At 65.5% G+C, this 23,956-nt stretch carries 24 protein-coding genes and 1 tRNA gene; 13 read left to right on the forward strand and 12 right to left on the reverse strand.

All coding sequences use genetic code 11. The features are described from left to right. The first annotated feature begins 62 nt into the window (after positions 1-62). Complete coding sequence (locus AC5QAH_RS14735) at positions 63-1,553, forward strand: MFS transporter (protein ID WP_049452899.1); 1,491 nt, start codon at positions 63-65, stop codon at positions 1,551-1,553. An 85-nt stretch (positions 1,554-1,638) separates the two neighbouring features. On the opposite strand, the gene AC5QAH_RS14740 is transcribed toward AC5QAH_RS14735, so the two are convergent. After that, positions 1,639-2,091, reverse strand: a complete 453-nt coding sequence (locus AC5QAH_RS14740) for a PA2169 family four-helix-bundle protein (protein WP_010481259.1) — start codon at positions 2,089-2,091, stop codon at positions 1,639-1,641. 554 nt (positions 2,092-2,645) lie between these two features. Between AC5QAH_RS14740 and AC5QAH_RS14745 the strand changes: the two genes are divergently transcribed. Then, the gene (locus AC5QAH_RS14745; RefSeq protein WP_495232424.1) at positions 2,646-5,480 is read left to right on the forward strand and encodes a TonB-dependent receptor domain-containing protein; all 2,835 of its coding nucleotides are present in this window, start codon (positions 2,646-2,648) and stop codon (positions 5,478-5,480) included. 258 nt (positions 5,481-5,738) lie between these two features. Then, positions 5,739-6,767, forward strand: a complete 1,029-nt coding sequence (locus AC5QAH_RS14750; RefSeq protein ID WP_049453022.1) for an IclR family transcriptional regulator — start codon at positions 5,739-5,741, stop codon at positions 6,765-6,767. A gap of 8 nt (positions 6,768-6,775) precedes the next feature. Here AC5QAH_RS14750 and AC5QAH_RS14755 read toward each other — a convergent pair whose 3' ends face one another. Next, positions 6,776-7,726, reverse strand: coding sequence for a DMT family transporter (locus tag AC5QAH_RS14755; RefSeq protein ID WP_495232425.1), 951 nt, complete (start codon positions 7,724-7,726; stop codon positions 6,776-6,778). A gap of 7 nt (positions 7,727-7,733) precedes the next feature. On the opposite strand from AC5QAH_RS14755, the gene AC5QAH_RS14760 reads away from it, so the two are divergent. Then, the gene (locus AC5QAH_RS14760) at positions 7,734-8,537 is read left to right on the forward strand and encodes an AraC family ligand binding domain-containing protein (RefSeq protein ID WP_495232426.1); all 804 of its coding nucleotides are present in this window, start codon (positions 7,734-7,736) and stop codon (positions 8,535-8,537) included. 7 nt (positions 8,538-8,544) lie between these two features. On the opposite strand, the gene AC5QAH_RS14765 is transcribed toward AC5QAH_RS14760, so the two are convergent. After that, the gene (locus tag AC5QAH_RS14765; RefSeq protein ID WP_331601295.1) at positions 8,545-8,898 is read right to left on the reverse strand and encodes a hypothetical protein; all 354 of its coding nucleotides are present in this window, start codon (positions 8,896-8,898) and stop codon (positions 8,545-8,547) included. Between the two features lie 190 nt (positions 8,899-9,088). Between AC5QAH_RS14765 and AC5QAH_RS14770 the strand changes: the two genes are divergently transcribed. Beyond that, complete coding sequence (locus AC5QAH_RS14770; RefSeq protein ID WP_071305906.1) at positions 9,089-9,757, forward strand: glutathione S-transferase family protein; 669 nt, start codon at positions 9,089-9,091, stop codon at positions 9,755-9,757. A 130-nt stretch (positions 9,758-9,887) separates the two neighbouring features. After that, a complete protein-coding gene (locus AC5QAH_RS14775; protein WP_019336340.1) occupies positions 9,888-10,280 on the forward strand; it encodes a DoxX family protein in 393 nt (130 codons plus the stop codon). Between the two features lie 24 nt (positions 10,281-10,304). On the opposite strand, the gene AC5QAH_RS14780 is transcribed toward AC5QAH_RS14775, so the two are convergent. From AC5QAH_RS14780 to AC5QAH_RS14795, 4 genes are all read right to left on the reverse strand, one after another. Further along, positions 10,305-10,991: a hypothetical protein gene (locus AC5QAH_RS14780; protein ID WP_019336339.1), complete on the reverse strand. Its 687-nt coding sequence runs from the start codon at positions 10,989-10,991 to the stop codon at positions 10,305-10,307. Then, positions 10,991-11,416, reverse strand: coding sequence for a hypothetical protein (locus AC5QAH_RS14785; protein ID WP_010481243.1), 426 nt, complete (start codon positions 11,414-11,416; stop codon positions 10,991-10,993). The genes AC5QAH_RS14780 and AC5QAH_RS14785 overlap by 1 nt, the downstream gene beginning before the upstream one ends. Before the next feature lie 58 nt (positions 11,417-11,474). Beyond that, positions 11,475-12,461 (reverse strand): glycoside hydrolase family 43 protein, encoded by a 987-nt coding sequence (locus AC5QAH_RS14790; RefSeq protein WP_171954607.1) that lies wholly within the window; start codon positions 12,459-12,461, stop codon positions 11,475-11,477. 101 nt (positions 12,462-12,562) lie between these two features. After that, positions 12,563-12,982 carry an H-NS histone family protein gene (locus AC5QAH_RS14795; protein ID WP_043397532.1) on the reverse strand — a complete coding sequence of 140 codons (420 nt, stop codon included), beginning with the start codon at positions 12,980-12,982 and terminating at the stop codon, positions 12,563-12,565. A gap of 243 nt (positions 12,983-13,225) precedes the next feature. Between AC5QAH_RS14795 and AC5QAH_RS14800 the strand changes: the two genes are divergently transcribed. Both AC5QAH_RS14800 and AC5QAH_RS14805 read left to right on the forward strand, forming a co-directional pair. Continuing rightward, on the forward strand, positions 13,226-13,705 hold the full coding sequence (locus AC5QAH_RS14800) for a YcxB family protein (RefSeq protein WP_224328629.1): 480 nt from the start codon (positions 13,226-13,228) through the stop codon (positions 13,703-13,705). Between the two features lie 79 nt (positions 13,706-13,784). Beyond that, positions 13,785-14,168 (forward strand): hypothetical protein, encoded by a 384-nt coding sequence (locus tag AC5QAH_RS14805; RefSeq protein ID WP_224328630.1) that lies wholly within the window; start codon positions 13,785-13,787, stop codon positions 14,166-14,168. A 178-nt stretch (positions 14,169-14,346) separates the two neighbouring features. Here AC5QAH_RS14805 and AC5QAH_RS14810 read toward each other — a convergent pair. From AC5QAH_RS14810 to dtd, 4 genes are all read right to left on the reverse strand, one after another. Further along, a tRNA-Ile gene (locus AC5QAH_RS14810) sits at positions 14,347-14,422 on the reverse strand. A 219-nt stretch (positions 14,423-14,641) separates the two neighbouring features. After that, on the reverse strand, positions 14,642-14,773 hold the full coding sequence (locus AC5QAH_RS14815; protein WP_019338915.1) for a hypothetical protein: 132 nt from the start codon (positions 14,771-14,773) through the stop codon (positions 14,642-14,644). 476 nt (positions 14,774-15,249) lie between these two features. Beyond that, positions 15,250-17,103, reverse strand: a complete 1,854-nt coding sequence (rpoD, locus tag AC5QAH_RS14820; RefSeq protein WP_010481200.1) for an RNA polymerase sigma factor RpoD — start codon at positions 17,101-17,103, stop codon at positions 15,250-15,252. A 90-nt stretch (positions 17,104-17,193) separates the two neighbouring features. Then, the gene (gene dtd, locus AC5QAH_RS14825; protein WP_019338916.1) at positions 17,194-17,634 is read right to left on the reverse strand and encodes a D-aminoacyl-tRNA deacylase; all 441 of its coding nucleotides are present in this window, start codon (positions 17,632-17,634) and stop codon (positions 17,194-17,196) included. Between the two features lie 62 nt (positions 17,635-17,696). Between dtd and AC5QAH_RS14830 the strand changes: the two genes are divergently transcribed. From AC5QAH_RS14830 to AC5QAH_RS14845, 4 genes are all read left to right on the forward strand, one after another. After that, positions 17,697-18,617 carry a lauroyl acyltransferase gene (locus tag AC5QAH_RS14830; RefSeq protein ID WP_217014354.1) on the forward strand — a complete coding sequence of 307 codons (921 nt, stop codon included), beginning with the start codon at positions 17,697-17,699 and terminating at the stop codon, positions 18,615-18,617. A gap of 85 nt (positions 18,618-18,702) precedes the next feature. After that, positions 18,703-19,839, forward strand: coding sequence for a GTP cyclohydrolase II RibA (gene ribA, locus AC5QAH_RS14835; RefSeq protein ID WP_019338917.1), 1,137 nt, complete (start codon positions 18,703-18,705; stop codon positions 19,837-19,839). A gap of 75 nt (positions 19,840-19,914) precedes the next feature. Further along, complete coding sequence (locus tag AC5QAH_RS14840; protein ID WP_043397520.1) at positions 19,915-20,415, forward strand: PH domain-containing protein; 501 nt, start codon at positions 19,915-19,917, stop codon at positions 20,413-20,415. Beyond that, a complete protein-coding gene (locus AC5QAH_RS14845) occupies positions 20,412-21,950 on the forward strand; it encodes a PH domain-containing protein (RefSeq protein WP_071305911.1) in 1,539 nt (512 codons plus the stop codon). The genes AC5QAH_RS14840 and AC5QAH_RS14845 overlap by 4 nt, the downstream gene beginning before the upstream one ends. A gap of 113 nt (positions 21,951-22,063) precedes the next feature. Here the strand turns inward: AC5QAH_RS14845 and AC5QAH_RS14850 are convergent, their stop codons facing one another. After that, complete coding sequence (locus AC5QAH_RS14850; protein ID WP_043397515.1) at positions 22,064-23,122, reverse strand: CDP-glycerol glycerophosphotransferase family protein; 1,059 nt, start codon at positions 23,120-23,122, stop codon at positions 22,064-22,066. Between AC5QAH_RS14850 and AC5QAH_RS14855 the strand changes: the two genes are divergently transcribed. Beyond that, complete coding sequence (locus tag AC5QAH_RS14855) at positions 23,121-23,939, forward strand: glycosyltransferase family 2 protein (RefSeq protein ID WP_100446813.1); 819 nt, start codon at positions 23,121-23,123, stop codon at positions 23,937-23,939. The two genes, AC5QAH_RS14850 and AC5QAH_RS14855, sit on opposite strands and share 2 nt — an antisense overlap. Positions 23,940-23,956: the final 17 nt, after the last annotated feature.

Here is a 23,956-nt window from a genome sequence, read left to right on the forward strand (position 1 = left end):
CGAGAATGAAACAAACACCTATCATTGCTGGAATGGCGGTCCTCTCTTCGTGCGAGTGACCGGTGCCGCCCTCCCCTCCCTCTTCGCCTGCACGGCACACGCTGCCTGACGCGATCCTGCTGGTGGCCTCGCTGGGCTGCACGATGACCGTGCTGGAGACCAATGCCGTGGCGGTCGCACTGCCCAGCATCGCGCGCGACCTGCACGCCGGATTCGCCGATATCGAGTGGGTGATCAGTGCCTACATCCTGTCCTTCACCTCACTGCTGCTGCCCGCCGGTGCTGTCGCCGACCGCTACGGCCGCCGCCGGGTGCTGCTGATCGGCATCAGCCTGTTCGCCCTCACTTCTCTGCTCTGTGCACTGGCGCCCGGTGCCACCCTGCTCTACCTGGCGCGGGCACTGCAGGGCATCGGTGCTGCTTTCCTGCTGGCGCCCTCGCTGTCGATCATCGGCCACACCTACCACCAGGGGGCCGCCAAAGACACTGCATGGGCGTTCTGGGGCACAGCCATGGGCGTGATGATGGTGCTCTCGCCACTGATCGGCGGCCTGCTGTCCGCGCTCTGGGGCTGGCGCGCGGTGTTCATTGCGATCCTGCCGTTCCTGGGCCTGCTCGGCTACGGCACGCTGCGCTGGATACCCGAGTCGTCCGACAGCGCGGTCCGCCCGCTCGACCCGCCCGGCATCATCACCTTCAGCGTTGCCATCTTCGGCATCGTGTTCTTCCTGGTCGAAGGACTGGCAAAAGGATGGTCATCGGCGCCGGCGCTGAGCGGGCTGGGCCTGGCCATCATCATGGCCGCCGCCTTCGTCCTCGTTGAACGGGCACGGTCACATCCCATGGTCGATCTCGGGCTGCTGGCCAGTCCACGTTTCGTCGGCGCACTCATTGCCATGGTCGGCTATTCGGTCAGCGCACAGGTGATGGCGTCGATGCTGCCGCAGTACCTGCAGAACGGCATCGGCTTGGGCGTACTGGCTGCGGGTGCCGGCATGCTCCCGTTCGCTGCGGCGATGCTGCTGTTTCCCAGCGTGGGCCGCCGGCTCGGTCGCCATCTGAACAGTCCGGCGGTGCTGGCGATCGGGCTGTCGATCACTGCCGCGGGCAATGCCGTGGCCGGACTGGCCGCGTGGCAGCATCTGCCCTGGCTGGCATTCGTCGCAATGGTGGTGATCGGTGCCGGCGGCGGCATCCTCAATGGCGAGACATCCAAAGCCATCATCGGCGCGGCACCGCGCGAGCGGGCCGGCATGGCCTCCGGCATCAGCGCGACCACGCGCTTTGTCGGTATCCTGCTCGGATTCACCATGCTGTCCAGCGCCTTGACCTTGGGCGTCCGCAACGCACTGTCGGCTGTGGTTCCCGCGCGCGATGTACTGTCGATGGCCGATGCGATCGCTACCGGCACCTTCACCGGTGCGCGCAACATGGCCTTCGCACAGGCGATCTACAGCCACGGATTTGCCAGTGCACTGTGGACGTCGGCCATTACCGCGCTGCTGGCCAGCCTTGCGGTGTTGCTGCTGGGCCGTAGTCCCGCACAGCGATGACGCTGGAGCGCGGATTACGAAGTTGGCCGGGGCAGCCACGCTGCCCCGACCGTGGCGGCCCCGGGGAGAAGGCCGCCGATGATCGTCAGGCCGCCTTCATGGCGTGCTTGCGCGCCCGCATCACGTTGTGGCATTCCTGCACTTCGGGCAGCAGCTGGGTGACTTCCTGGCGCACGGCCGGCGGCAGTTCGTTGTCCTTCAGCACGTCCTTGAACGCGCCAAGCAGCCTGTCTTCCGACTCTTCCAGCTCGGCCACGTAACCATAGTTGGTGTCGCCGAATGCAGCGCGCACCTTGCCGTAGAACTGCTGCATCGACCCGACCATGGTGCCGTGCTCGGCGGGCTTGCCGCCGCTGGCGGCGACCGAACTGCTCAACGCGGCGACGATGCGGCCCTTGACGCCGGCAATGCGGGTGAACAGGGCCGACAGTTCGGCATCCTTCACCTTGGTCGCAGCTTCTTCGTAGAACGACTTTCCGTCCCGGGCAATCTCGATCAGGTCGTTGAGGCGATGTTCGATGGTGGACTGGGTGCTCATGGAATCGCTCCTGTGTGCTCGATGGTCTATGGAGAATGACAGCGCGAGTGCGTTGCCTTCGGGATCACTGTGGAGGTTTGAATGTGCCGGTTGGGTGAGTACGAATTGATGCATGCATCACCACCCTCAACGCGTCCTGACTCCTTCATCCCATCGCATTTCCGCGTTCACGGCGTCTGAGCAGAACGCCTACGATTCACCAGGGCGCGATGACGATGATCAGCGCCACCAGCAGTGCGATGGCAAGCACCAGCAACAGCACATGCCACTGCTTCCACGTGGGTTTTGGTTTACCGGGGGTATTCATCGGATGTCTCCTGGAGTCTGTCATCGGCCCGCAGCCAGACTGAAGCAGGGCACCCCCGGTGCGCGTCGCGGTTTCGTGCATGGCTTGTGCATGAACGCTGTATCCAGCGCGCGACGATAACGCGTCCATAACGTAATCGAGTTGTAAACGGAATGTTAGGTTCCTTCCGATTCCGCACAGCGGAGTTTCAGATCGGTTTCCACGCAGCTATGCGGAAACCCATTCAACTGGATTTGGAGAGAGCCAAATGCATTACAAGTACACCCTGCTTTCCCTGGCAGTGGGCACGGCCCTGGCCGCCGCCTGGTCACCGGCCGCGCATGCGCAGGATGACGGCGACAAGACGCCGAAGAACCTCGATCGCATCCAGGTTACCGGCTCTGCCATCCGCAGCGTGGATATCGAAACGCAGCAGCCGATCATCGCCATCACCCGCACGATGATCGAGCAGCAGGGCTTCACCACGATCGCCGACCTGCTGCAGAACTTGACGTCTACGGGCGCGCCGGCGATCTCCCGCGCACGCGCATTGTCGTCCGGTGAAAATGTCGGCGGTTACTACGTCGACATCCGCAATCTGGGCGCCACGCGCACGCTGGTGCTGGTCAATGGCAAGCGCCTCGGTGCGACCACCAGCGGCCTGCAGGATCTCAGCCAGATTCCGATGAGCGCGGTGGAACGCATCGATGTCCTGAAGGACGGCGCCTCCTCGCTGTACGGTTCGGATGCGATTGCTGGCGTGGTCAACATCATCACCCGCAAGAACTACGAAGGGCTGGAAGTGTCCATGCAGCACGGGCAGTTCAGCCAGGGCGATGGCAAGGACAGCACGTTTTCGCTGGTGACCGGCGCCCGTGGAGAACGTGGCGGATACACCCTCGCACTGGAATACCAGAAGTCGGACCCGGTATTTGCCCGCGACCGCGAGTTCTCCCGGTACGGCGGCGCCGGCCCCAACTACCCGGGCGCAGACTGGAGCAACATCAGCCAGAACGGTTCGTGGTGCGACCCGGCGCTCTACAAGTGCAACACCGGTGACGCGGTGTTCAAGACGCTCAACCGTGGCGGCGACCCGAAGAATCCGAACGACTACCACCCGATCACGCCGGCCGAGTTCGCCAACGGCAGCGACCAGATGCACCTGCAGACCGGCATCGAGCGTCGCTCGCTGTTCCTCAGCACGGACTACGCGCTGACCGACCAGATCAAGTTCGCCGCCGACATCGGCTACAACGAGCGCACCACCGACCAGCAGATCGCGGGCTACCCGTACCAGTCGACCAAGTTCGGCACGCCCCTGGACGCAGCCAGCGTATTCAATCCGCTCGACCATGGCATCGCGTTCAATCGCCGCCTGTGGGAAGTGCCGCGCACGACCGAAAGCAAGCTGAAGTCGCTGCGCATTGCACCAAGCCTGTCCGGCTACTTCGAACTGGGCGCCAAGACGTACGACTGGGAAGTCGGTGCGCTGTTCAACCGCAATGAAGTCACAAAAACAGGCCGTGGCGACATGAGCCTGATCGCTTCCCGGCAGGCATTGGGGCCCTCCTACCTCGATGCCAACGGTGTGGCCCGGTGTGGCACGGCGGCATCGCCGGTCACGGGCTGCCTGGCCTGGAATCCTTTGCTGCCATACGGTGTCGCGGGGGCTGGCTCTCTCTCCGATCCCGAACTGCAGCGCTTCTTGTTCCCGACGTTCAACGATACCGGCATCACCAAGACCCGCAGCTATTTCGCCAATATCTCCGGGCCAGTGATCGAACTGCCTGCCGGTGACCTGTCCGTCGCTCTGGGTTACCAGTACCGCAAGGAAGAAGGCCGCTTCGTGCCCGACGCCTTTGCCCAGTCGCGCCAGAGCACGGCACTGGGCGCATCCACCACCTCGGGTGAGTACAGTCTCAATGAGTTCTTCGCCGAAGTGAACGTGCCGGTGCTGCGTGACCTGCCGTTCGCCAAGGAACTGACCGTGAACCTGGCCACGCGCTATTCCGACTACAGCAACTTCGGCAACACCACCAATTCCAAGGCCAGCTTCGCCTGGCGCCCGATCGAGGAATTGATGATCCGCGGCACTTTCGCCGAAGGCTTCCGCGCCCCGAGCATCTCCGACCTGTATGGTGGAATGGGGACCAGCTTCGAAACCTATGTCGATCCCTGCGGCACCGGCGCCACCAACAGCGTCAACGGCAACGCTGCCTGCAACGCTGCCGGCGTCCCGCTGGGCTACCAGCAGCTGAACCAGAGCCTGAAGCCCTGTGCCAGCTATCCGTGTGCCACGCCCGACGAATTCACCACCGGCTCCAACGCGAAGCTGCGACCGGAAGAGTCCAAGAGCAAGACCGTGGGCGTGGTCTGGAGCCCGCGCTGGGTCGATGGCCTGGACATCAACCTCGACTGGTACAGCTACAAGATCACCAACATGATCATCGAGGACAGCGTCGACCGCATCCTGCGTGACTGCTACGTGCTGGGCAATTCCTCGCGCTGTGGCAGCATCAAGCGCGCTGGCGATGGCCACATCACCAGCATGTTCTACGGCCTGGCCAACCTGGGCTCGATGGAAACCGAAGGCTGGGACTTGGGCATCCACTACCGCCTGCCCGAGTTCTCGTTCGGCCGCTTCACCATCGACCTGCAGAACAGCTATGTCTCCAAGTACGACGAGGAGAACCAGAACTCGGCCGGCGACACCATCATGATGGGCCGGATCGGCCGGCCGGGCATCTTCCGCTTGCGCTCGAACCTGGGTGTGAACTGGCAGCTTGGCAACTTCAGCACGCAGTACACGGTGCGCTACTACTCCGGCATGGCCGAAAGCTGCGTGCCGAACCGTCCGTGCTCGCTGCCCGATCGCTACGCCTACGGAGAACCGGATGCTCTGCGCAAGGTGGGCTCCAATGCCTTCCATGACATCCAGGTCAGCTACAGGCTGCCTTGGGACGGTACCGTGGCGCTGGGTTCGAACAACGTGTTCAACCACCAGGGCCCGATCATGTTCTCCAAGCCGTCCAGCTCCTTCCCCTACTACGGCGGCTTCGATATCGGCCGCACCGTGTACGTGAAGTACTCCCAGCGCTTCTGACGGGCATGTCCGTGCTCGTGGCCGGCGGAAGGGGAGTCCGCCGGCCACGATGCACACCACCTCCACCCAATCTCCATCGTTTTTCGACGGAATCTCCAAGGTTCCCGGCAACACTTGATGTCATGACGGCTAAGGAGCAGGACCGCATGGATCGCCACGCGCCCCGACGCTGCACACCCGTCTCCAGGTTCACCACTGAATGTGGCGATGTGGCCGGGTTCCGACCCTCCGGACGTGCCGCCGCAAGGGAAGTACGAGATGACGACGGCAGTTCGCACCGGCCTGACCGACCTGGTCGCTGACGCGCAGCGGTACCTGCGCAGGATTCTCCCCGGGCTGGCCTCGGCAGTGCATCCACTTGCTTCATTGCACGCCATTCCCCACGCAATGGCATCGCGCTACCACCTCGCCGGACTGATGCTGTACGGGGAAACCCCCGCCATGCTCGCCGTGGCCCGCGAGCCCGGCGAATCCAGCACCCGTGTGATCCAGGATGTACGCTGCCTGCGCTCTGCTGCGAATGCACTGGTGCTGTACGTCTCGCCCTATCTCACGCCGACCCAGCGCCGCTTCCTGGTCGAGAACCACATCGACTTCGTCGTCCCGCACACCCAGTTGTTCGCGCCCAGCCTGGCCATTGAGTTCCGCGACGACCCTGATCATGAGAAGAAGGCCATCTCGCTGCTGCCTTCGGCGCAGGCCGTGCTGATCCACGTGCTGCTGAGCGGCCAGTCGCGCTGGTGGTCGCCGCGCGAGATCAGTGCTGCCGCCGGCTACACCTCGATGACGGCGTCGCGCCTGTCTGCCGAACTGGTTGGTCGCGGCCTGGTTGAACGCTCCACCGGTGGCCGCGAGCGCTTCCTGAAGCTGGCCGGCAACCGCGACGAGGTCTGGGCCAGGGCGCAGCCGTTCCTGCGTTCCCCCATCCTGAAGGAAGTGGATGTCTGCTGGGGCCCGACCGCCGAGGCGCTCCGCGATGCCGGGCACCCGGCGCCGACGGCGGGCCTCGATGCGCTTGCTGACACGTCACCGCCCGCGATCGGCGGCACCCGCGCGCTGCACATCGATGCGTGGCGGTTGCTGGGTGCACTTCCCATGCCCGGCCCGGACTGCGTCCAGAGCGCACGGCTGCAGATCTGGGCCTATCCGCCGGCATTCACCAGCATCGGCGATGTGGTTGACCCCCTTTCGCTGTATCTCAGCCTGCAGGGCAAACGCGGCCATGATGCAGACGCGCTGGAACAGCGGGTGGAACAGGCGCTGAGCGGGAACACATACCCCGCATGACCGAAGCCCTAGGCGGGCTGCTCGCTCGGCACCGCAGCAGCGCGCCTGGCGCTGTACTCGGCGAACACCACGCCGGACACCGCCAGCAGGCCACCGCCCAGTACCCAGCCACTGAGCGATTCGCCCAACAGCAGCACGGCCAGCGCGGCGGTCACGATCGGCACCAGGTTGAAGAAGCCAGAGACGCGCGCAGCGCCCAGACGTGAAAGTCCGGTCATCCAGGTCAGCGGCGCCAGGATCGAGGCACAGACCGCCGCGAAGCCGATGCAACCGACGGCGGTCAGATTGCTCACCCCGGTACCGACCAGCAACTGCAGTGGCAGCAGGATCAGCGAGGCCGCCGTGGCCTGCAGGAACAGCGACTCCAGCACCGACAGCGGAATCTTCCAGCGCTGCATCAGCACGTTATAGGCGGCGAAGGCCAATGCGCCGATCAGCATGATCGCGTCTCCGCGGTTCAGGCCCTGCGCCGCCAACCGTGCCAGGTCGCCCTGCGATACCACCGCCACTACGCCGGCGGTGGAGATCACCGCGCCAAGAATGGAAGTACCACGCACCGGATGGCCCATGAACACGCGTGACAGCGCCAGCGCGATCAACGGAATCAGCGCCTGGATCACCCCCATGTTGGTGGCCGAGGTGAAGTGCGCCGCATAGTAGGCCAGGCACTGGTACATCACCCCACCCAGGCAGCCCAGCACCAGGAAGCGCCCGAGGTTGGCGCGCACGGTCGGCAGATTGCCGCGCAGCCGCGGCAGCGCGAATGGCAGCAGGACCACCGCCGCGACCAGCCAGCGGAAGAAGCCGATATCGATGGGACCGACCGAGCCCGAAGCAAGCTTGGTCACGATGGTGTTCGCGCCCCACAGCAGGCAGGCGAGGATCGGGAAGAGATAGTTCACGCGTGCAGGTGTACGTGGGGGAATGGCCAGCGTACGCTTGGCGTATATTGAGGACATCCCGAAGATGCGCCACCCCGACCCCGGCTTGCGGCAATCGATGGAGCCGATCCCCACCTTCCGCCAGCTGCCCGGCCCGATCTACTTCCGGCAGGGCGCGATGGAGCCCACGGACTGGGGCACGCACAGCCATCCGTGGGGTCAGTTCAACTTCGTCGCGCAGGGGGTGATGGAGATGAAGATCGACGGCGAGTGGATGGTGTCGCCGCCGCACTACGCGATCTGGATTCCACCAGGAATGGCGCACTATTCACGCAACCGCTCGCAGCTGGCCTACCGCTCGGCCTATCTGTCGGCGGCGCTTTCACGCCGGCTGCCCACGCGTTGCAGTGCGCTGGAAGTCAGCCCGCTGCTGCGCGAACTGCTGCATGAACTGGCACGACAGGGCGTGACCGATCCGCAGACACCGGTCCAGCGGCGCATGGCCGCCGTGGTGATCGACCAGATCGTCAATGCCGCTGTGCTGCCCAGTTTCCTGCCGATCGCCAGCAGCGATGCCTTGAAGCTGGTGATGGCGTACATGGAGAAACACCTGTCGGCGGCCGAATCGGTTGCCGAGATCGCGCGGCGGCACCACATGAGCGTGCGCAAGCTGGAGCGCCTGGCACGCAGCGAACTGGGCATGTCGCTGGGCGACTGGCGTGGGCGGGTGAAGTTCGTGCGCGCCACCGAGGCGCTGTGTACACGCCGGCCGATCAGCCGGATCGCCGAAGAGCTGGGCTATTCCGGCGTCAGCGCCTTCGCCGAGATGTTCAAGCGGCACGCGCAGTGCACGCCGGATCAGTACAGGAAGCTGCATCGGGCGGGGTGAGCGCGGCCTAGAGAGCGACCAGCAGGTCCACAAGCAGCCTCGGCAGGAACAAGGCGGCCAGAACGCTGGCCAACAGGATCAGCAGGACCTTCGCCGTCAAGGGGCGACGGCGCGGATTGCTGAAGTACAGGTGCAGATCGCGCAGTTCGTCTTCCAGCTCCTTCCGCACGCCTGCGCTCTGTGCACCGGGTTCGAGCAGCTGTCGCTCAAGCGCCTTCAGGCGCTTCATCAGTTCACGCGGCGGTGTAGCCCGCAGGATCAGCTGATTGAGCTCTTGGAGCCGGCGCGCCTGCGGCATCAGCGCTGCCACGAGATCATCCGGCGGAAGCCGTGAGACCCGTCGCAGGGCGTCCGCATCCATCTCAGCCTGCAGCACATCGCGTTGCCGCTGCAGTTCGGCCAGGGAGGTGCGGCGCTGCCACATGAGGAGGCACAGGATTGATGGGTGGCGGGCAGTGTATCGCCCGGCGCCCCGGGAAGGGTGTCGATTTCCCGCCCCATCGTTCGTCGGAGAAGGAAAGGCGGGTCTTTCAGCCTGCAGGAGTGCCCCGATGTGCCCGATCCTCACCGCCTTCGCCACCTCTCCCGACCGCGGCCAGGGCCTGGCCCGTGACATGCGCGTACGCTGGGCGCTGGAGGAACTGGCCGTGCCCTATGACGTGCAGCTGCTCAGCTTTGCCGAGCTGAAGCAGCCCGTCCACCTGGCGCGCAACCCCTTCGGGCAGATCCCCACCTGGCAGGACGGCGACCAGGTCCTGTTCGAATCCGGCGCAATCGTCCTGCACCTGGCCGAACAGCATGCCGGCCTGCTCCCCGCTGATCCGGACGCACGCATGCGCGCGATCATGTGGGTTTTCGCTGCGTTGAACACGGTGGAACCGCCCATCGTCGAACGCTCGATGGCCTGGGTGCTGGAACGCGAACTACCTTGGTATTCACAGCGGCTGGTGATGCTGGACGAGCGCGTGCGGATGCGTCTCTCGCAGCTGTCTGCGTGGCTGGGCACGGCGGCGTGGCTGGATGGCGACTTCAGCGTGGGCGACCTGATGATGGTCTCGGTGCTGCTGCGCCTGAAGAGCAGCGGCCTCCTCGACGAATACCCGAAGGTGGCTGCCTATGTGGGCCGTGCAACGCAACGCCCCGCCTACCAGCGTGCATTTGCCGCGCAGCTGCAGGTGTTCCTGCAAAGCACAGACGCGCCATCACCAAAGGATGACTGAGGCAGCCTCCTTCGGCATTCGAAGGTCCCCGGCCGCGCGGGAAACCGGAAGGCAGCCGTGTGGTGTATACACGGGCTTCACTGCCTGTGGGCTCCGATCGCGGGGGTCGGACACCCTCAAGGACTTCACTGTGAGCACTTCCTCGCACTCGCTCGCTTTCCTGCTTGCGCGCATCCTGCTGATGGCACTGTTCCTGGTCTCCGGCCTGGGCAAGCTTGGCGACCTCAGTGGTACCCAGGGCTACATGGAAGCAATGGGAGTGCCCGGCATCCTGCTGTGGCCGACCATCGCCTTCGAGATCGGCAGCGGCCTGTGCATCCTGCTCGGCTTCCAGACCCGGCTGGTATCGATCGTCCTGGTGGGCTTCAGCCTGGTCACCGCCTTCATCTTCCACCACAACTTCGGCGACCAGACCCAGCAGATCATGTTCCTGAAGAATCTGGGCCTGGCCGGTGGCTTCCTGTTGCTGGCCTGCACTGGAGCCGGGCGCTACAGCATCGACGGCCGGGGACGCGGCGCATAGGTACCGGCCAGCAGGCTCGCCACGCTAGCGACGGAGCTCCGCCTCCGGCGCCAGCGTGTGGACCACCTTGCCCTGCGCATCGAGGAACTCGATTGCCCCGTAGCCCTCCGGCGTGACGGTCAACCGCAGTCGCGGCCGATCCGCCTTGTCATTCAGTGCAATGGCCGGCGTTCCATCGGCGCCGACCACCAGGCCGATGCGGGTCGGCGCCTGCACACCGGGAATCAACGCATTCCCGAGCGCGGGTTCGCGTATCAGCTTCGGTGCCTGGTTGATCGAGAAGCTCACTTGGCCATCGGGAGACACCCGCCATCCGATCGCATCCATCGCCGGATGATCCAGCGCCAGCACCGCCATGCCGCCGTCGACATCAGCGGTGCCGAAACCACCGCGCTCGCTGCCCTTGTCGTCGTACAGCACCATGCCGGCCACGTTGAAGGCGCGCTTGTACTGGATGCCATCGATGATCGGCGCCGGCGTCTTCCCGGACAGCGTCATGCGGATCACGCCCTGGTCATCGACGATATCGATGCGACGCGCGGTGATGCGCTCGTTGTCGGGCGTCCCGATCCGCGTCTGCGGAGCCTTGTCCACGATCAGGCGCTGCAGGGTTTCCACCGAAGGCCGCTTGGGCGCTCCGGCATCTTCGGCCGCACGCGCCGGAATGCTGTGGAATGCAATCAGCAGGACCAGCGCGCAGGCAGGGCGCATCATGCGGCCTCCAGAGCGGCGTGCACCGGGCGCCGGCAGGCGGCCTGCACCAGCATCAGCTGTGCCACCAGGATCAGCATCGCGCAGCCGGACAGCAGCCATGGGTCGATGTACCACTGGGCATTGAAGCTGAATTCGCCGGCGGAGATTCGCTTCCAGCCGTTGAAGTGCTGCATCGCCGCGACCACGAACGCGAAACCACCCATCGCGTTCGAAAGCCACGGCACGACGATGCCACCCGGCCGTGCAGACATCATCAGTAGACCCAGCACGCCGATGACGGTGCGCTGCACGCGGCAGTAAGGGCAGACATAGGCCAGCCCACTCCATTCCACCGACCAGGCCAACAGGCTGATCAGCACCGCTGCCGCCCCCGCGACGTACAGGACCCTCGGCGCGATCGCCGTGCTGCCGTTATGTGCCATGCTGTGGCTCTCTGCGGTAAGGACCCGCGCAGGGTAGCGCGGTTGGCCCTCGTACGGTTCAGCGCAGCGGATCGGCGGCCACACCCTCGCGGGTGATCTTCACCGGCAGGATGTTCCCCTGCGCATCGAATTCCAGGCGTTCTATGGCGGTCTGCCGATGGTCGCGCGTGGTGTCACCCAGCGGCCGGCGATGGTAGACGATGTACCAGCGGTCGCTATTTGGCACCTTGATCACCGAGTTGTGGCCGGCACTGGTGGCGATGGCCTCGTCCTGCTGCAGCACCTTGCCGATGCGCTTGAAGGGCCCGGTGGGTGTATCGGCGATGGCGTAGGCCACCGAGTAATCCGGGCCACCCCAACCGCCTTCGGACCACATGAAGTAGTAGCGGCCTCCGCGCCTGAACATCAGCGGGCCCTCCACGTATTCCGGCGCCGGGGTGATCTCCTTGAACAGCAAACCATCGGTCAGCGGCAGCACGCCGGTGAAATCATCCTTCAGGCGCACGATGTTGGCGCGCTTCCAACCGCCGTAGATCATGTACCAGGCGCCATCGTCATCCTTGAAGACGAACTGGTCGATGGGCTGCGCACCATTATGGAAAGCGCCGACCAGCGGCTTGCCCAGCAGGTCTTTGTAGGGCCCTTCCGGGCGGTCGGCCACCGCCACGCCGATGCCACCCAGCTCGCTATCGGTCTTGATGTCGTTGGCGGCGAAGAAGAAGTAGTACTTGCCGTTGTTTTCCACGACGGACGGCGCCCACATCGCGCGCTTCGCCCAGGGCACGTTCCTGGCGTTCAGGACGTCGGCATGCTTTGTCCAATGCACCAGATCAGGCGACGAGAAGGCATCGAACGTAATCTGCGCATCGTAGTCCGCCGAGGTGGTTGGAAATATCCAGTAGCGGCCTGCAAATACCGCCGCTTCCGGGTCGGCATACCACCCCTGCAGGATCGGATTACCCGAGGTGGCCGGCGGCGCGGCGTGCGCGCCCGTTGCCAGTGCCGCTGCCGTGCAGGCGGCCATCATCCACTTGCTCAACGCCATGCCGTGCGCTCCCGTGCTGGATGGATGGGAGCATATTAGATCGATTCAGATGCGGATTGCGAAGGCAGCCTCACCCCATGGGCGGGAATGGGACGAAGGCCTCAGGCTTTCTTGATGACGGTGCGCTTGCCGATGCTGCTGGTCTTGCCCGCTGTCGGCCTGGCCAGGCCAGGAATCAGGAAATCGGTGACCTTGTGGCCCATCGATACCTTGGCGGCCAGCCAGCGCGGCATGCGGCCACGGCCGGTCCAGGTCAGGCGCTTGTATTCCGGATCGCGGTATTTGGCCGCGACCTTGCCGGTTTTACGGCGGGCGGACTTGCGCGCAGGTGCGGCGGTTTCTGCGGCTTCATCGCCGAAGAGCTCTTCGATGGTGTAACCAGCTTCGGCGGCAGCGGCCTTCAGCAGGCGGCGCACGGCCGCGGCCGGGCGGCGGGTGGTGATGAGCGCTTTGCGCTGTTCGGCCGCAGCCACCAGTGCGCCCAGCTCCCGAAGGCTGAGCGATTCGATATCGATAGTCATGCGGGGAAAGGTCTACTGCGGCGGGCTGGGTGTCAAGTTTGGTTTATAGGTGCAGCAACTTGCCGACGGCCACCCTCTGCAGCCTGCCGGCATGAGATCGGGATAATTTGATTAGTTTCATTCTCGGCCATCCCACGGAATGACAGAATGTCATGAATCCGATCCCCCCTAAATGATGATGCGTCAAGGATTAGCCGGATTCAGGAACGTCTCGATTCATGGCGATACCACAAGGAAAGAAGGATGATCTCCGGAACGCTTACTCAAGAGCATCATCTCCACGCACTTCGCCTGCACCGGCGGAAGGCGGTAAAGGTACTGGTAGGGGTCCTGCTGGCATGTGCGGTGATCGGCGTTGTCGCTCTTGCCACGGACCATCACTTCTCTGGCCTTATCCTGGTCTGCGGCGGCGTCGGTGGCGCGATCAGTGCGTTCGCCCAGTCCAGGCTGACCCTGCCCCGTCAGGTGGCCAAGATCCACCGTCAACAGGCGAGTCTGCACGCCCACTACACCTATAGCTGGGACGAAGAGTGGCTCAACGTTGCGTCCGAGCATGTGCAGGCCAAACGGCGGTGGTCGGATTACGCCAAGGTGCGGGAGAACGAGGAAGTGCTGCTCCTCTACCACTCGGACGTCATGTTCGAGGTTCTCCCGAAAGCATGGTTCAACGGCCAGGCGCAGATGGATGAATTCCGGAGATTGGCCTCGCGCGCAGCGGGCTGAGCGTATCTACCGAACGTTTGAAACATTGCAGCTCTCCAATGAACACGTCACAGTTCGTTGCGTATAACGGAGACAGCGCATGCAAGAGAAGACTCATCACCTCAGGATGGCAGCGACAGGAATCACATTGCTACTGGCCGCCTGTACCTCCGTCGGCGACATGCGACGCACTGGACACGTCGCGACATTCTCGTCCGATCAGAATCCCTTGGCTGCGGCCACTTGCGTACGCGATGCGTGGGGAGAGGTGAGCATTGGGGGATCGCACTGGCAGTACGTCATTGAGCCCCGTTCCGATGGCTACTCCGTGTCCACTTCCAACGGCGGCGTCCCGGCAGAGTTTGTTGAGATCACCCCTCAGGCTGGAGGAGGAAGCGAGATCAAGTTCTACAGCAAGTTCCTGAAGCGCCGGCAGGCACGCTACATCGAGGCCGCCACGCAATGCGGTGCCCGCACGAAGTAGATCGAGCCCGGCGAACATCCCCGATTTCATGAGTCCTGATGGAAAGCCATCTCGCCATGACCAGCGCTCACTCACCTTCTTCGTGGATGCCACTGAACATCAATAGACGCAATAACTGCTCCAAATCCAGCATCAATAACCCTTGCTAGACGCTCTTGGACTCCGCCGGAGATCAGTGTGGTGGGCCCATCAGGATTCGAACCTGAAACCAAGGGATTATGAGTCCCCTGCTCTAACCGTTGAGCTATAGGCCCTGCGCAGCGCCACAGTGTAGTGGACCGCCCCCCCGCCCGGCTACTCAGGCATCACTGCCAACGCATTGGCCACCTGCTCCAGCCGCACCTCCGCAATCTCCGCGAAGTGCTGCATCTGGCGTAGATGCGCCTGAAAGAGCGCGACGGTTCTTCGCGCCCCTTCCAGCCCCGACTGCTTACTGCCACCAAACCCATCAACCAGTTCCGAGCCAGAAAGCGTCAGCAGCGCATCGTGCGCCGGGCGAACCCAAGTCGATCCTCGCGCTCATCCTGCAGTACCTCATCCCGGTCCAGCAGCGGCGTGAAATCGTCTCGCGGGGAATCGGGCGCGTCGTTCTCTACATCGTTCATGGCGTAGCTCCAGATACAGGACTAACCAGAGCAGCAGTGCGTACATGGCGCCTACGACCTGCTGCGCGTCTGCATCGGTGCCGGTGATGTCCGGCCCGCCCACGTGATGTGTTGAGCATCTGCCCGGCCAGACTGCGGCCGCCATTGAGTGAATTCAAATGGCATATGCGACAGGCGGCAGTTCCCCGGGGCATTGCCCGGTTCTACCGAGTGGTGAATTATGGGACGAATAGTGTTACGTAATTCCGGCACTCACCGCGTCCCAATCGCCGACGGCATTCCGCAAATCATTGTTTGGAGATGAATTCCACGCGACCTTGGAGGCTCGGTCGCCGGAATAGTGTTACGTAATCAATACGAATCCCGTTACGAATCCGCCGGCCACGCCCCACCGCCACCAAAGAAAAACCCCGCCGAAGCGGGGGTTCTTCTTGACAGAACCACTTGCCGAGCATGGGCTCGGCACTACCTGGAAATCAATCGATATCCAGGAAGCTGCGCAGCTGCTCCGAACGGCTCGGGTGACGCAGCTTGCGCAGGGCCTTCGCTTCAATCTGGCGGATGCGCTCGCGGGTCACGTCGAACTGCTTGCCGACTTCCTCAAGGGTGTGGTCGGTGTTCATGTCGATGCCGAAGCGCATGCGCAGCACCTTGGCTTCCCTCGGGGTGAGGCCGGCCAGCACGTCGCGCACGGTTTCAGACAAGTTGATGTTGGTGGTGTTCTCGATCGGGGACTCCACGTTGGTGTCCTCGATGAAGTCGCCCAGATGGGAATCCTCGTCGTCGCCGATCGGGGTTTCCATCGAGATCGGCTCCTTGGCGATCTTCATCACCTTGCGGATCTTGTCTTCCGGCATGTCCATTTCCTTGGCCAGCTCCTCCGGCGTAGCCTCGCGGCCGTACTGCTGGAGCATCTGGCGGGAAATGCGGTTCAACTTGTTGATCGTCTCGATCATGTGCACCGGAATACGGATGGTGCGCGCCTGGTCGGCAATCGAGCGGGTGATCGCCTGGCGGATCCACCAGGTGGCGTAGGTCGAGAACTTGTAACCGCGGCGGTACTCGAACTTGTCCACGGCCTTCATCAGGCCGATGTTGCCTTCCTGGATCAGGTCCAGGAACTGCAGGCCGCGGTTGGTGTACTTCTTGGCGATCGAGATCACCAGGCGCAGGTTGGCCTCGACCATTTCCTTCTTGGCCTTGCGCGCCTTGGCTTCACCGTAGGCCATGGCACGGCTGATTTCCTTCAGCTCTTCCAGGTCCAGCTGGGTCAGCTTCTCGATGTCGATCGTCGCCTGCTGTTCGGCGATGATCTGGTCCTTCACTTCGCGCAGGGCCGACGACCACTTCTGCTTGCGCTTCAGTGCGTCTTCCACCCACTCCAGGTTGGTCTGGTTGCCTTCCCAGGAACGGATGAAGTCCTTGCGCGGCATGCGTGCAGTGACGGTGGCCAGGTTCAGCACGCGGCGCTCATGGGCCTTGATCGACGCCATGGTGTCGCGCAGCTGCTTGGTCAGCACATCGGTCAGCGGCAGCGGCAGCTTCAGGGTGACGAACACCGCCGACATTTCTTCGCGCAGGCGCGGCAGGTTCTTCTTGTCGCCCTTGGTCGCGGCCTTCTTGAAGGCGTTGAAGGCATCGCTCAGCGCCTGCATGCGCGCGGCGACTTCCTCCGGATCCGGACCGGTCGGTGCGGCTTCTTCATCGCCACCGTCGACATCGTCGTCCTCGTCCTCGTCGCCTTCGGCGTCGGCATCGGCGCTGTCATCGGCAGCGGCCGCCGGCGGTGCCGGCTCTTCATCGGTCAGATCGTTGAAGCCGACGATCACTTCGGCCAGGCGCTTCTTGCCTTCCTTGTGGGCTTCGTAGTCGGTCAGCAGCGACTCGACCGAGACCGGGAACTGGCCCAGGGCCGCCTGGACCTGCGAAAGGCCTTCCTCGATGCGCTTGGCGATGGCGATTTCGCCTTCGCGGGTCAGCAGCTCGACGGTGCCCATTTCGCGCATGTACATGCGCACCGGGTCGGTGGTACGGCCACCTTCGGTGTCGAGCGCGCTCAGTGCGGCGGCGGCTTCTTCGGCCGCGGTGTCATCGACTTCGCGGTTACCGGTGTTGCCGTCGTTGAGAAGCAGGGTTTCCACATCCGGCGCAACTTCATGGACATCGATGCCCATGCCGTTGATCATGCCGATGATGTCTTCGATCTGTTCCGGGTCGACCATGTCGTCCGGCAGATGGTCATTGACTTCGGCGTAGGTCAGGTAGCCCTGTTCCAGGCCCTTGCTGATCAGTTGCTTGATTTCGGATTGGGCAGGACGTTCGTTGGCCATGTAGTGCTCGCGCCACCGGCTAGGGAGAAATAGGGAACGTAGCATTATACCAGCCCGGGGCCCGGACTGCCGGGCGGTGGTCCCGGCGGCCTAGGGCCTGAGAAGGAAGGTCACAGGACCGTCATTGACCAGGCTGACGACCATATGGGCACCAAATCGGCCCGTTTCCACCCCTGGCGCGTGATTTTCACGACAGATCTCGACAAATCGATTGAACCCGCGTTCAGCCTCGTCCGGCGGCGCGGCGCTGGTGAAGCTGGGGCGCATGCCCGACCGGGTGTCGGCGGCGAGGGTGAACTGGCTGACCAGCAGCAGGCCGCCGCCGGTGTCGCGCAGCGACCGGTTCATCTTCCCGGCCTCGTCGGCGAATACCCGGTAGCCCAGCAGGCGCTCGGCCATTCGCTGCAGCTGGGCCTCGCTGTCGCCCGGCTCCATGCCGACCAGCGCCAGCAGGCCGGGGCCGATCTGCCCCACCGCTTCGCCCTCGACGTGGACGGCGGCCTGGCTGACGCGCTGGATCAGGACGAGCATGCGGGGGCTTCCAATGAACACGGCCGGCCACGATAGCAGCGCCCTTGGCTAAACTGGCGCCGATGAATCCGCAACGCAAAGCCCGGCTGGTCTACCGCGCCACCACCCTGTTCGCCCGCCTGCCCTGGCCGCTGCTGCGGGGAATCGCCCGTGCCCTGTCCTGGACCTGGATCAGTCTCAACGCCCGTGAGAGCCGCGTCACCCGGCGCAATCTGGAGCTGGCCTACCCGGACCTGGAGGGCGCCGCCCGCGACCGCCTGCACCGGGAGCTGCTGCGCTCCACCGCCCTGCAGGCCATCGAAACCCTGCGCCTGTGGAGCCAGGCGCCGGCCGACAACCTGCGCCTGCACCTGAAGCAGCGCCACGGCGAGGCCCTGTACGACGCAGCGCTGGCCAGCGGCAAGGGCGTGATCGTGGCGGCTCCGCACTTCGGCAACTGGGAACTGCTGAACCAGTGGCTGGCCTCGCGCGGGCAGATCGCCATCGTCTACAAACCACCGGAAGACGAGGCCAGCGATGCCTTCCTGCAGCTGGTGCGGGGCGGCCAGAACGTAAAGCAGGTGCGTGCCGAAGGCCCGGCCGTGCGCCAGCTGTTCAAGGTGCTCAAGGACGGCGGTGCCACCGGCATCCTGCCCGACCAGCAGCCCAAGGCCGGCGATGGGGTGTTCGTGCCGTTCTTCGGCGTGCAGGCGCTGACCATGACCCTGGTCAACCGGCTGGCCGAGCGTACCGGCGCCACCGTGCTGTATGGCTGGTGCGAGCGCATCGGGCCGGACATGGAGTTCGCCCTGCACATCGAACCGACCGACCCCGCCGTGGCCGACCCGGACCCGCAGGTGGCCGCTACCGCGCTCAACGCAGGCATCGAGCGCATCGCCCGCCGCGACCCTGCGCAGTACCAGTGGACCTACAAGCGCTATACGCTGCGACCATCGGGCAGTGGCGAGGAAGACCCCTACGCGACCGAGGAACACCCGCACTGACGGCCGCTCCACTCAGGCCACCGGCCCCTGCGACCGGCGGCCGCACCACGTTGAATACGACGCCGGCGCCCCCATAGAGACTGCGATGTCCGCCTCCCCCGGTCCTGCCATGCCTGCTGCTTCTTCCCTGTTCGGCGATCCGGCCGCGATCCGCTGCGAGCGCGCGGTTTCCGAACTGCGTGCCGGTCGCCCGGTGCTGCTCCACGATGGCCAGGGCCAGCGCCTGGCGGTGATCGCGCTGGACAGCGCCACGGCCAGCAGCTTCGCTGCCTTCGCCAATGCCGCCCACGAGCGGCATTACCTGTTCCTGACCGCCACCCGCGCCCGCGTGCTTGGCGTGGAGGCCCCGCAAGGTGCGCGCCTGCCGCTGGCCGGCGTTGCCTTCGACGCCCTGCCCTCGCTGGGCTATCTGCGCGAACCGGGCCCGATGCCGGACGGCTGGAGTGCCGGTGACGCCTTCGATGCAGGCGCCGTGGAACTGGCCCGCCTTGGCCTGTTGCTGCCGGCCATGGTGGCGGTGCGCTTGGACGCCGAAGACCGCACCTTCGATGGCGCTTCCGAGGTGGCGCTGTGCGACCTCGCCGAAGGCGCAGCACATGCGGCCCACGACTACGAACTGGTGGCGCGTTCACCGGTACCGTTGCGCGACGTCGGCATGACCACGTTCGCGGTGTTCCGCGGCGGCGTCGCCCAGCGTGACCAGGTCGCGATCATCGTCGGCGAACCCGACCTGTCGGCGGTGGTGCCGGTGCGCGTGCACTCCTCGTGCCTGACCGGTGACCTGTTCGGCTCGCTCAAGTGCGACTGCGGCGACCAGCTGCGGCGCGGCCTGCGCAAGCTGAAGGAACTGGGGGGCGGCGTGCTGCTGTACCTGGACCAGGAAGGCCGTGGCACCGGCATCGCGGCCAAGATGCGCGCCTACGGCTACCAGCACGACGGCCTGGACACCATCGACGCCGACGCACAGCTGGGCTTCGGTGCCGACGAGCGCCGCTACGGCAGCGCGGTGGCCATGCTGCGTGGCCTGGGCATTTCGCGCGTGGCCCTGCTCAGCAACAACCCGACCAAGGCGCAGCGCCTGCGCAATGCCGGCATCGAAGTGCTGGACTGCATTCCGGTCACCGGCGAAATCACCGCCGAGAACGAACACTACCTGCGCACCAAGGCCGATCGTGCCGGCCACCTGCTGGATGTGGACGCGCTGATCCAGGCTGCCCAGTAACGCAGCCGACCTGCTACCGTCTGCGCGGTGCGGCCACGGCCGCCACCGCCCGCCCTGCCACCTGACGGAGCCCGCGTGACCGACGTTCCCCTTACTGCTCCGCCCACCGATGCCTGGCAGTCGCTGCCGCGCCGCGCCTCGCGGCTGGCCGCACTGGAAGGTGCCTTCGGTGGCCTGTTTGTGCCAGGCCTGCCGCTGGCCGCTGCATGGTGGTTCTTCGATCTGCCCGGTGGCGTATGGGTCGCAGCCCTCGGGCTGCTGGTGGGGGCTGCATGTGGTGCGTGGCTCGGCCACCGCCGCCTGGTCCGCACCCGTTGGCGGCTGGACGCACAGGGCCTGGGGCTGCGCCGCGACCTCATGTGGCAGCTGGAAACGCGAATCCCCCTGTCGCGCGTGCAGCACCTGGACCTGCGCCGCGGGCCACTGGAACGCCGCGCCGGTCTGGCCACGCTGATCGTGCACACCGCCGGCACCCGCATGAGCGCGGTGACCGTGAGCGGCCTGGACGAGGCGGATGCCGAGCGCCTGCGCGACACCCTGTCCCATCAGCTCGACCAGGACGCCGACGCCCTGTGAGCCTGCCACCACCTCTGCCTGCAGCGCTGCCCACCGGTGGCGAGGACCACCGCCTGCATCCGTGGTCATGGTTGTTCGTACTGTTGATGCAGCTGCGCCATTACTTCCTGCCGCTGGTCGCGCTGCTGGTGTTCGGCCAGCGGGGTGACCGCGACCCGATGTGGGCGCAGCTGATTCCGCTGACGGCAATTGCCGCACTGGTACTGGTGTCGGTGCTGCAGTACCTCAGCTACCGCTACCGTATCGGCAGTGATGCGATTACCGTGCGCAGCGGTCTGCTGGCGCGCAACCGGCGCGAGATTCCGTTTGCGCGCATCCACAACGTGGAAGTCCGGCAGAACCCGCTGCACCGCCTGTTCGGTGTGGCCGAGCTGCGCCTGGAATCGGCCGGCGGCGTGCGTCCAGAAGCCGAAATGCGGGTGCTGCAGCTGGACCAGGCGCTGGCGCTGGAACGACTGGTGCGCCAGCGCGGGCAGGCGCCGCAGGCCGCCGACGTTGTCGCCGCCGCCTCGATCACCGAGGCCGACACCGAACAGGTACTGCTGCGCCTGTCGAGCTGGGACGTGGTGCGCATGGGGCTGCTCTCCAACCGTGGCTGGGCGCTGGCGATCGCCGCGTTCGGTGTTCTGTTCCAGACCGTGCCGCGACCGGTGATGGACGATGCCCTCCAGCGCGGTGGCCGCGAGGCCTTCGGCTACGCCAGCCACCTGCACCCCGGCGTGGCTGGCGCGTTCCTGCTGCTGGCTGCGGCTCTGTTGCTGGGCTGGCTGGCGCTGCGCGTGTTGTCGGTGGTGCTGACCCTGCTGCGCTACCACGGCTTCACCCTCAGCGAGCAGGATCGCCGCCTGACCGTTTCGGCTGGCCTGCTCAGCCGCACCCGCAGCAGCGTGGCGCGCCGGCGCATCCAGGCCTGGACGCTGCGCGAAGGTACGTTGCAGCGCTGGTTCGGGCTGCGCCAGCTGCGCATCGACAGCGCCGCCGGTGGCCCTGCGCGCGATGAGGACCGCGCCCTGCGCGAACTGGCACCGCTGGCGTCAAGTACGCGTTGCGAGCAGCTGGTGCAGCACCTGCTGCCACAGTTGCAGTGGCCACCGGCGCAGTGGCAGTCCATTCCGCAGCGCGGCTGGTGGCGGCTGTGCCTGGGCGCGCTGCTGCTGGTGCCGCTGCTGGCTGCGGCCGCGTACTGGCGCTGGGGCCCATGGGGCCTGCTGGTGCTGGCGTGGCTGCCGGTGGCGCTGCTGGTCGCGCACCGGCAGATGGCGCGCATGGGCTGGTCCCTGGACGAGCACTATGTGGCGGTGCGCGGCGGCTGGTGGAAGCGCTGGTGGCGCTGGGCCGAGCTGGACAAGGTGCAGGGCCTGCGCCTGCAGCGCTCGCCGCTGGACAGGCTGCTGGGCACCAGCAGCCTGCAGCTGGATACCGCCGGCGCGCATGGCGATGTGGCGCTGACCCTGCACCATCTGCCGCAGGCACAGGCGCAACAGGTGATGGAGCAGCTGGCCGCAGCACTCGCGCGGCGCAAGCTGCGCTGGTGACGGCGGGGCCGGATCCCGGCCGCGCATCCACGCATGGCGTGGATCTACTGTAGCGCCGAGACCACGCTCGGCTTGACGCAGCCGAGCATGGGCTCGGCGCTACATCACCCCCGTTACCGCTGCGAGGGGCCCCAATAGCCCAGGTCCTTGCGGATCTGCAGATCGCGCACCCAGCTGCCGAACGGCTTGCGCCGCAGCGCGCCCATTTCACCCGACAGGAAATCCTCGGTGGCCGCGATCACGCGCTCGCTGGACAGGCCATCGCGGTACGGGTGGATGGCATCGGCGTAGCGCACGATTTCCGCCTGCAGCGCCGCGTCCGGGTGCAGCGCGCGCTGCAGCATCGCCTGCAGCTGCGCAGGATCATCGAAGTCGATCATGTGCGGCTTGGGCACGCGGTTGCGGAAGGTCACCACCGGCTTGTGCTGGACAATGAACTCCGAAACGATCGACGAGGTATCCGATACCAGCACATCGGCGGCGCGCTGTGCGGCCATCACCTGCTCGGGCTCGATGAAGCGGGCATTGGCACCGGCCAGCGCGCGGTAGCGTTCGAACAGTTCCGGCGGGCACTTCGGGTGCAGGGTCAGCAGCCAGTAGTGATCACCAGCAGCGATATCGGCGGCGATCTGCGCGTGCAGGTGCGGGGCCGCGCTCAACCGTTCAGTGAAGGTCGAGCCGAACAGGATCACCGGGCGCTCGCCGGCCGGAGCACGCAACGCGGCGCTCTCGCCACCGTCATCGCGGAACAGCGGGTCCAGCTTCGGCCAGCCGGTCTCTGCCACCGCGAAATGGCCCTGCAGGGCAGCGATCTCACGGAACGGCGCAGTGGTGGCCGGCCCCTGCGTGCAGTACAGGTCGAACATGCCGCGCACCCGGAAGTGGCCGCGCGCACTGTCGCGCTTTTCCACGTTGAAGCCATGGAACAGCTGCACCTTGGCCCCCGAAAGGAACGTCGGCACCCAGTTGGCCGCACTGAATACCGCCCGCGGACGCATTGCCAGGGCCTGCTTCAGGCCCAGGTTGGGCACCCCCGGCAGGCTGCTGCCGGCCGCGCCATCCTCGAACCAGGCTGCTACCTCCTGCCCGGACGCGTGCAAGGCCTGCGCCAACGGGGCGAGAATAGGCAGCGCATAGCGCTCCGTCGCAAACAACAGGTACCCGGCCATCATGTCCTCCACGACCGCTCCCATCGAACGGCCTTGCATCTCGGCGTGCATTATCGCGTTCAACGAGGCCGGGCGCATCGGCGACTGCCTGGCCTCGCTGGCCTTCTGCGATGAGATTGTGGTGGTGGACTCGCAGTCCACTGACGCCACCGTAGCCATCGCCGAGGCCGCCGGTGCCCGCGTGCTGCAGCGCCGGTTCGAGGGTTTCCGCAGCCAGAAGGCGTTCTGCGTCGAGCAGGCCAGCCATGACTGGGTGCTGTGCCTGGATGCCGATGAACGGATCAGCCCGGAACTGCGCGCGGCCATCGAACAGGCCCGCGACGGCGGCTTCAGCGGCCACGCCGGCTACCGATTCGCCCGCCTCTCGGAGTATTTCGGCAGGTTCCTGCGCCACGGCAACGCCTATCCGGACCGGGTGATGCGGCTGTTCGACCGCCGCCAGGGCGGCTGGCGCGGCAAGCGCGAGATCCACGAGGCGGCCAGCGTCGACGGCAGCGTCGGTACGCTGCGCGGCGACCTGATCCACTATCCGTACCGGTCATTGCAGCAGCAGCTGGCCAAGACCGAGAAGTATGCGCGGATGATGGCCGAGCACGAGTTCGCACGGGGCAAGCGGGCCACCCTGGGCAAGCTGGTACTGGCGCCGGCCTGGCGGTTCTGGCGCGGCTTCCTGTTCCGTGGCGGCTTCCGCGATGGCTGGCATGGCCTGGTCTACGCCTACGTACGCGCCAACTACGTGCGGCAGAAGACCATCATGCTGTGGATGCTGGGCAATGGACAGGCGGTGGCCGACCCGGCGCCTTCCGCGGACCGGCCGTGACCACGCTGTGTCACACT

The sequence above is a fragment of the Stenotrophomonas sp. YJH_SMC_43 genome (assembly GCF_059372535.1).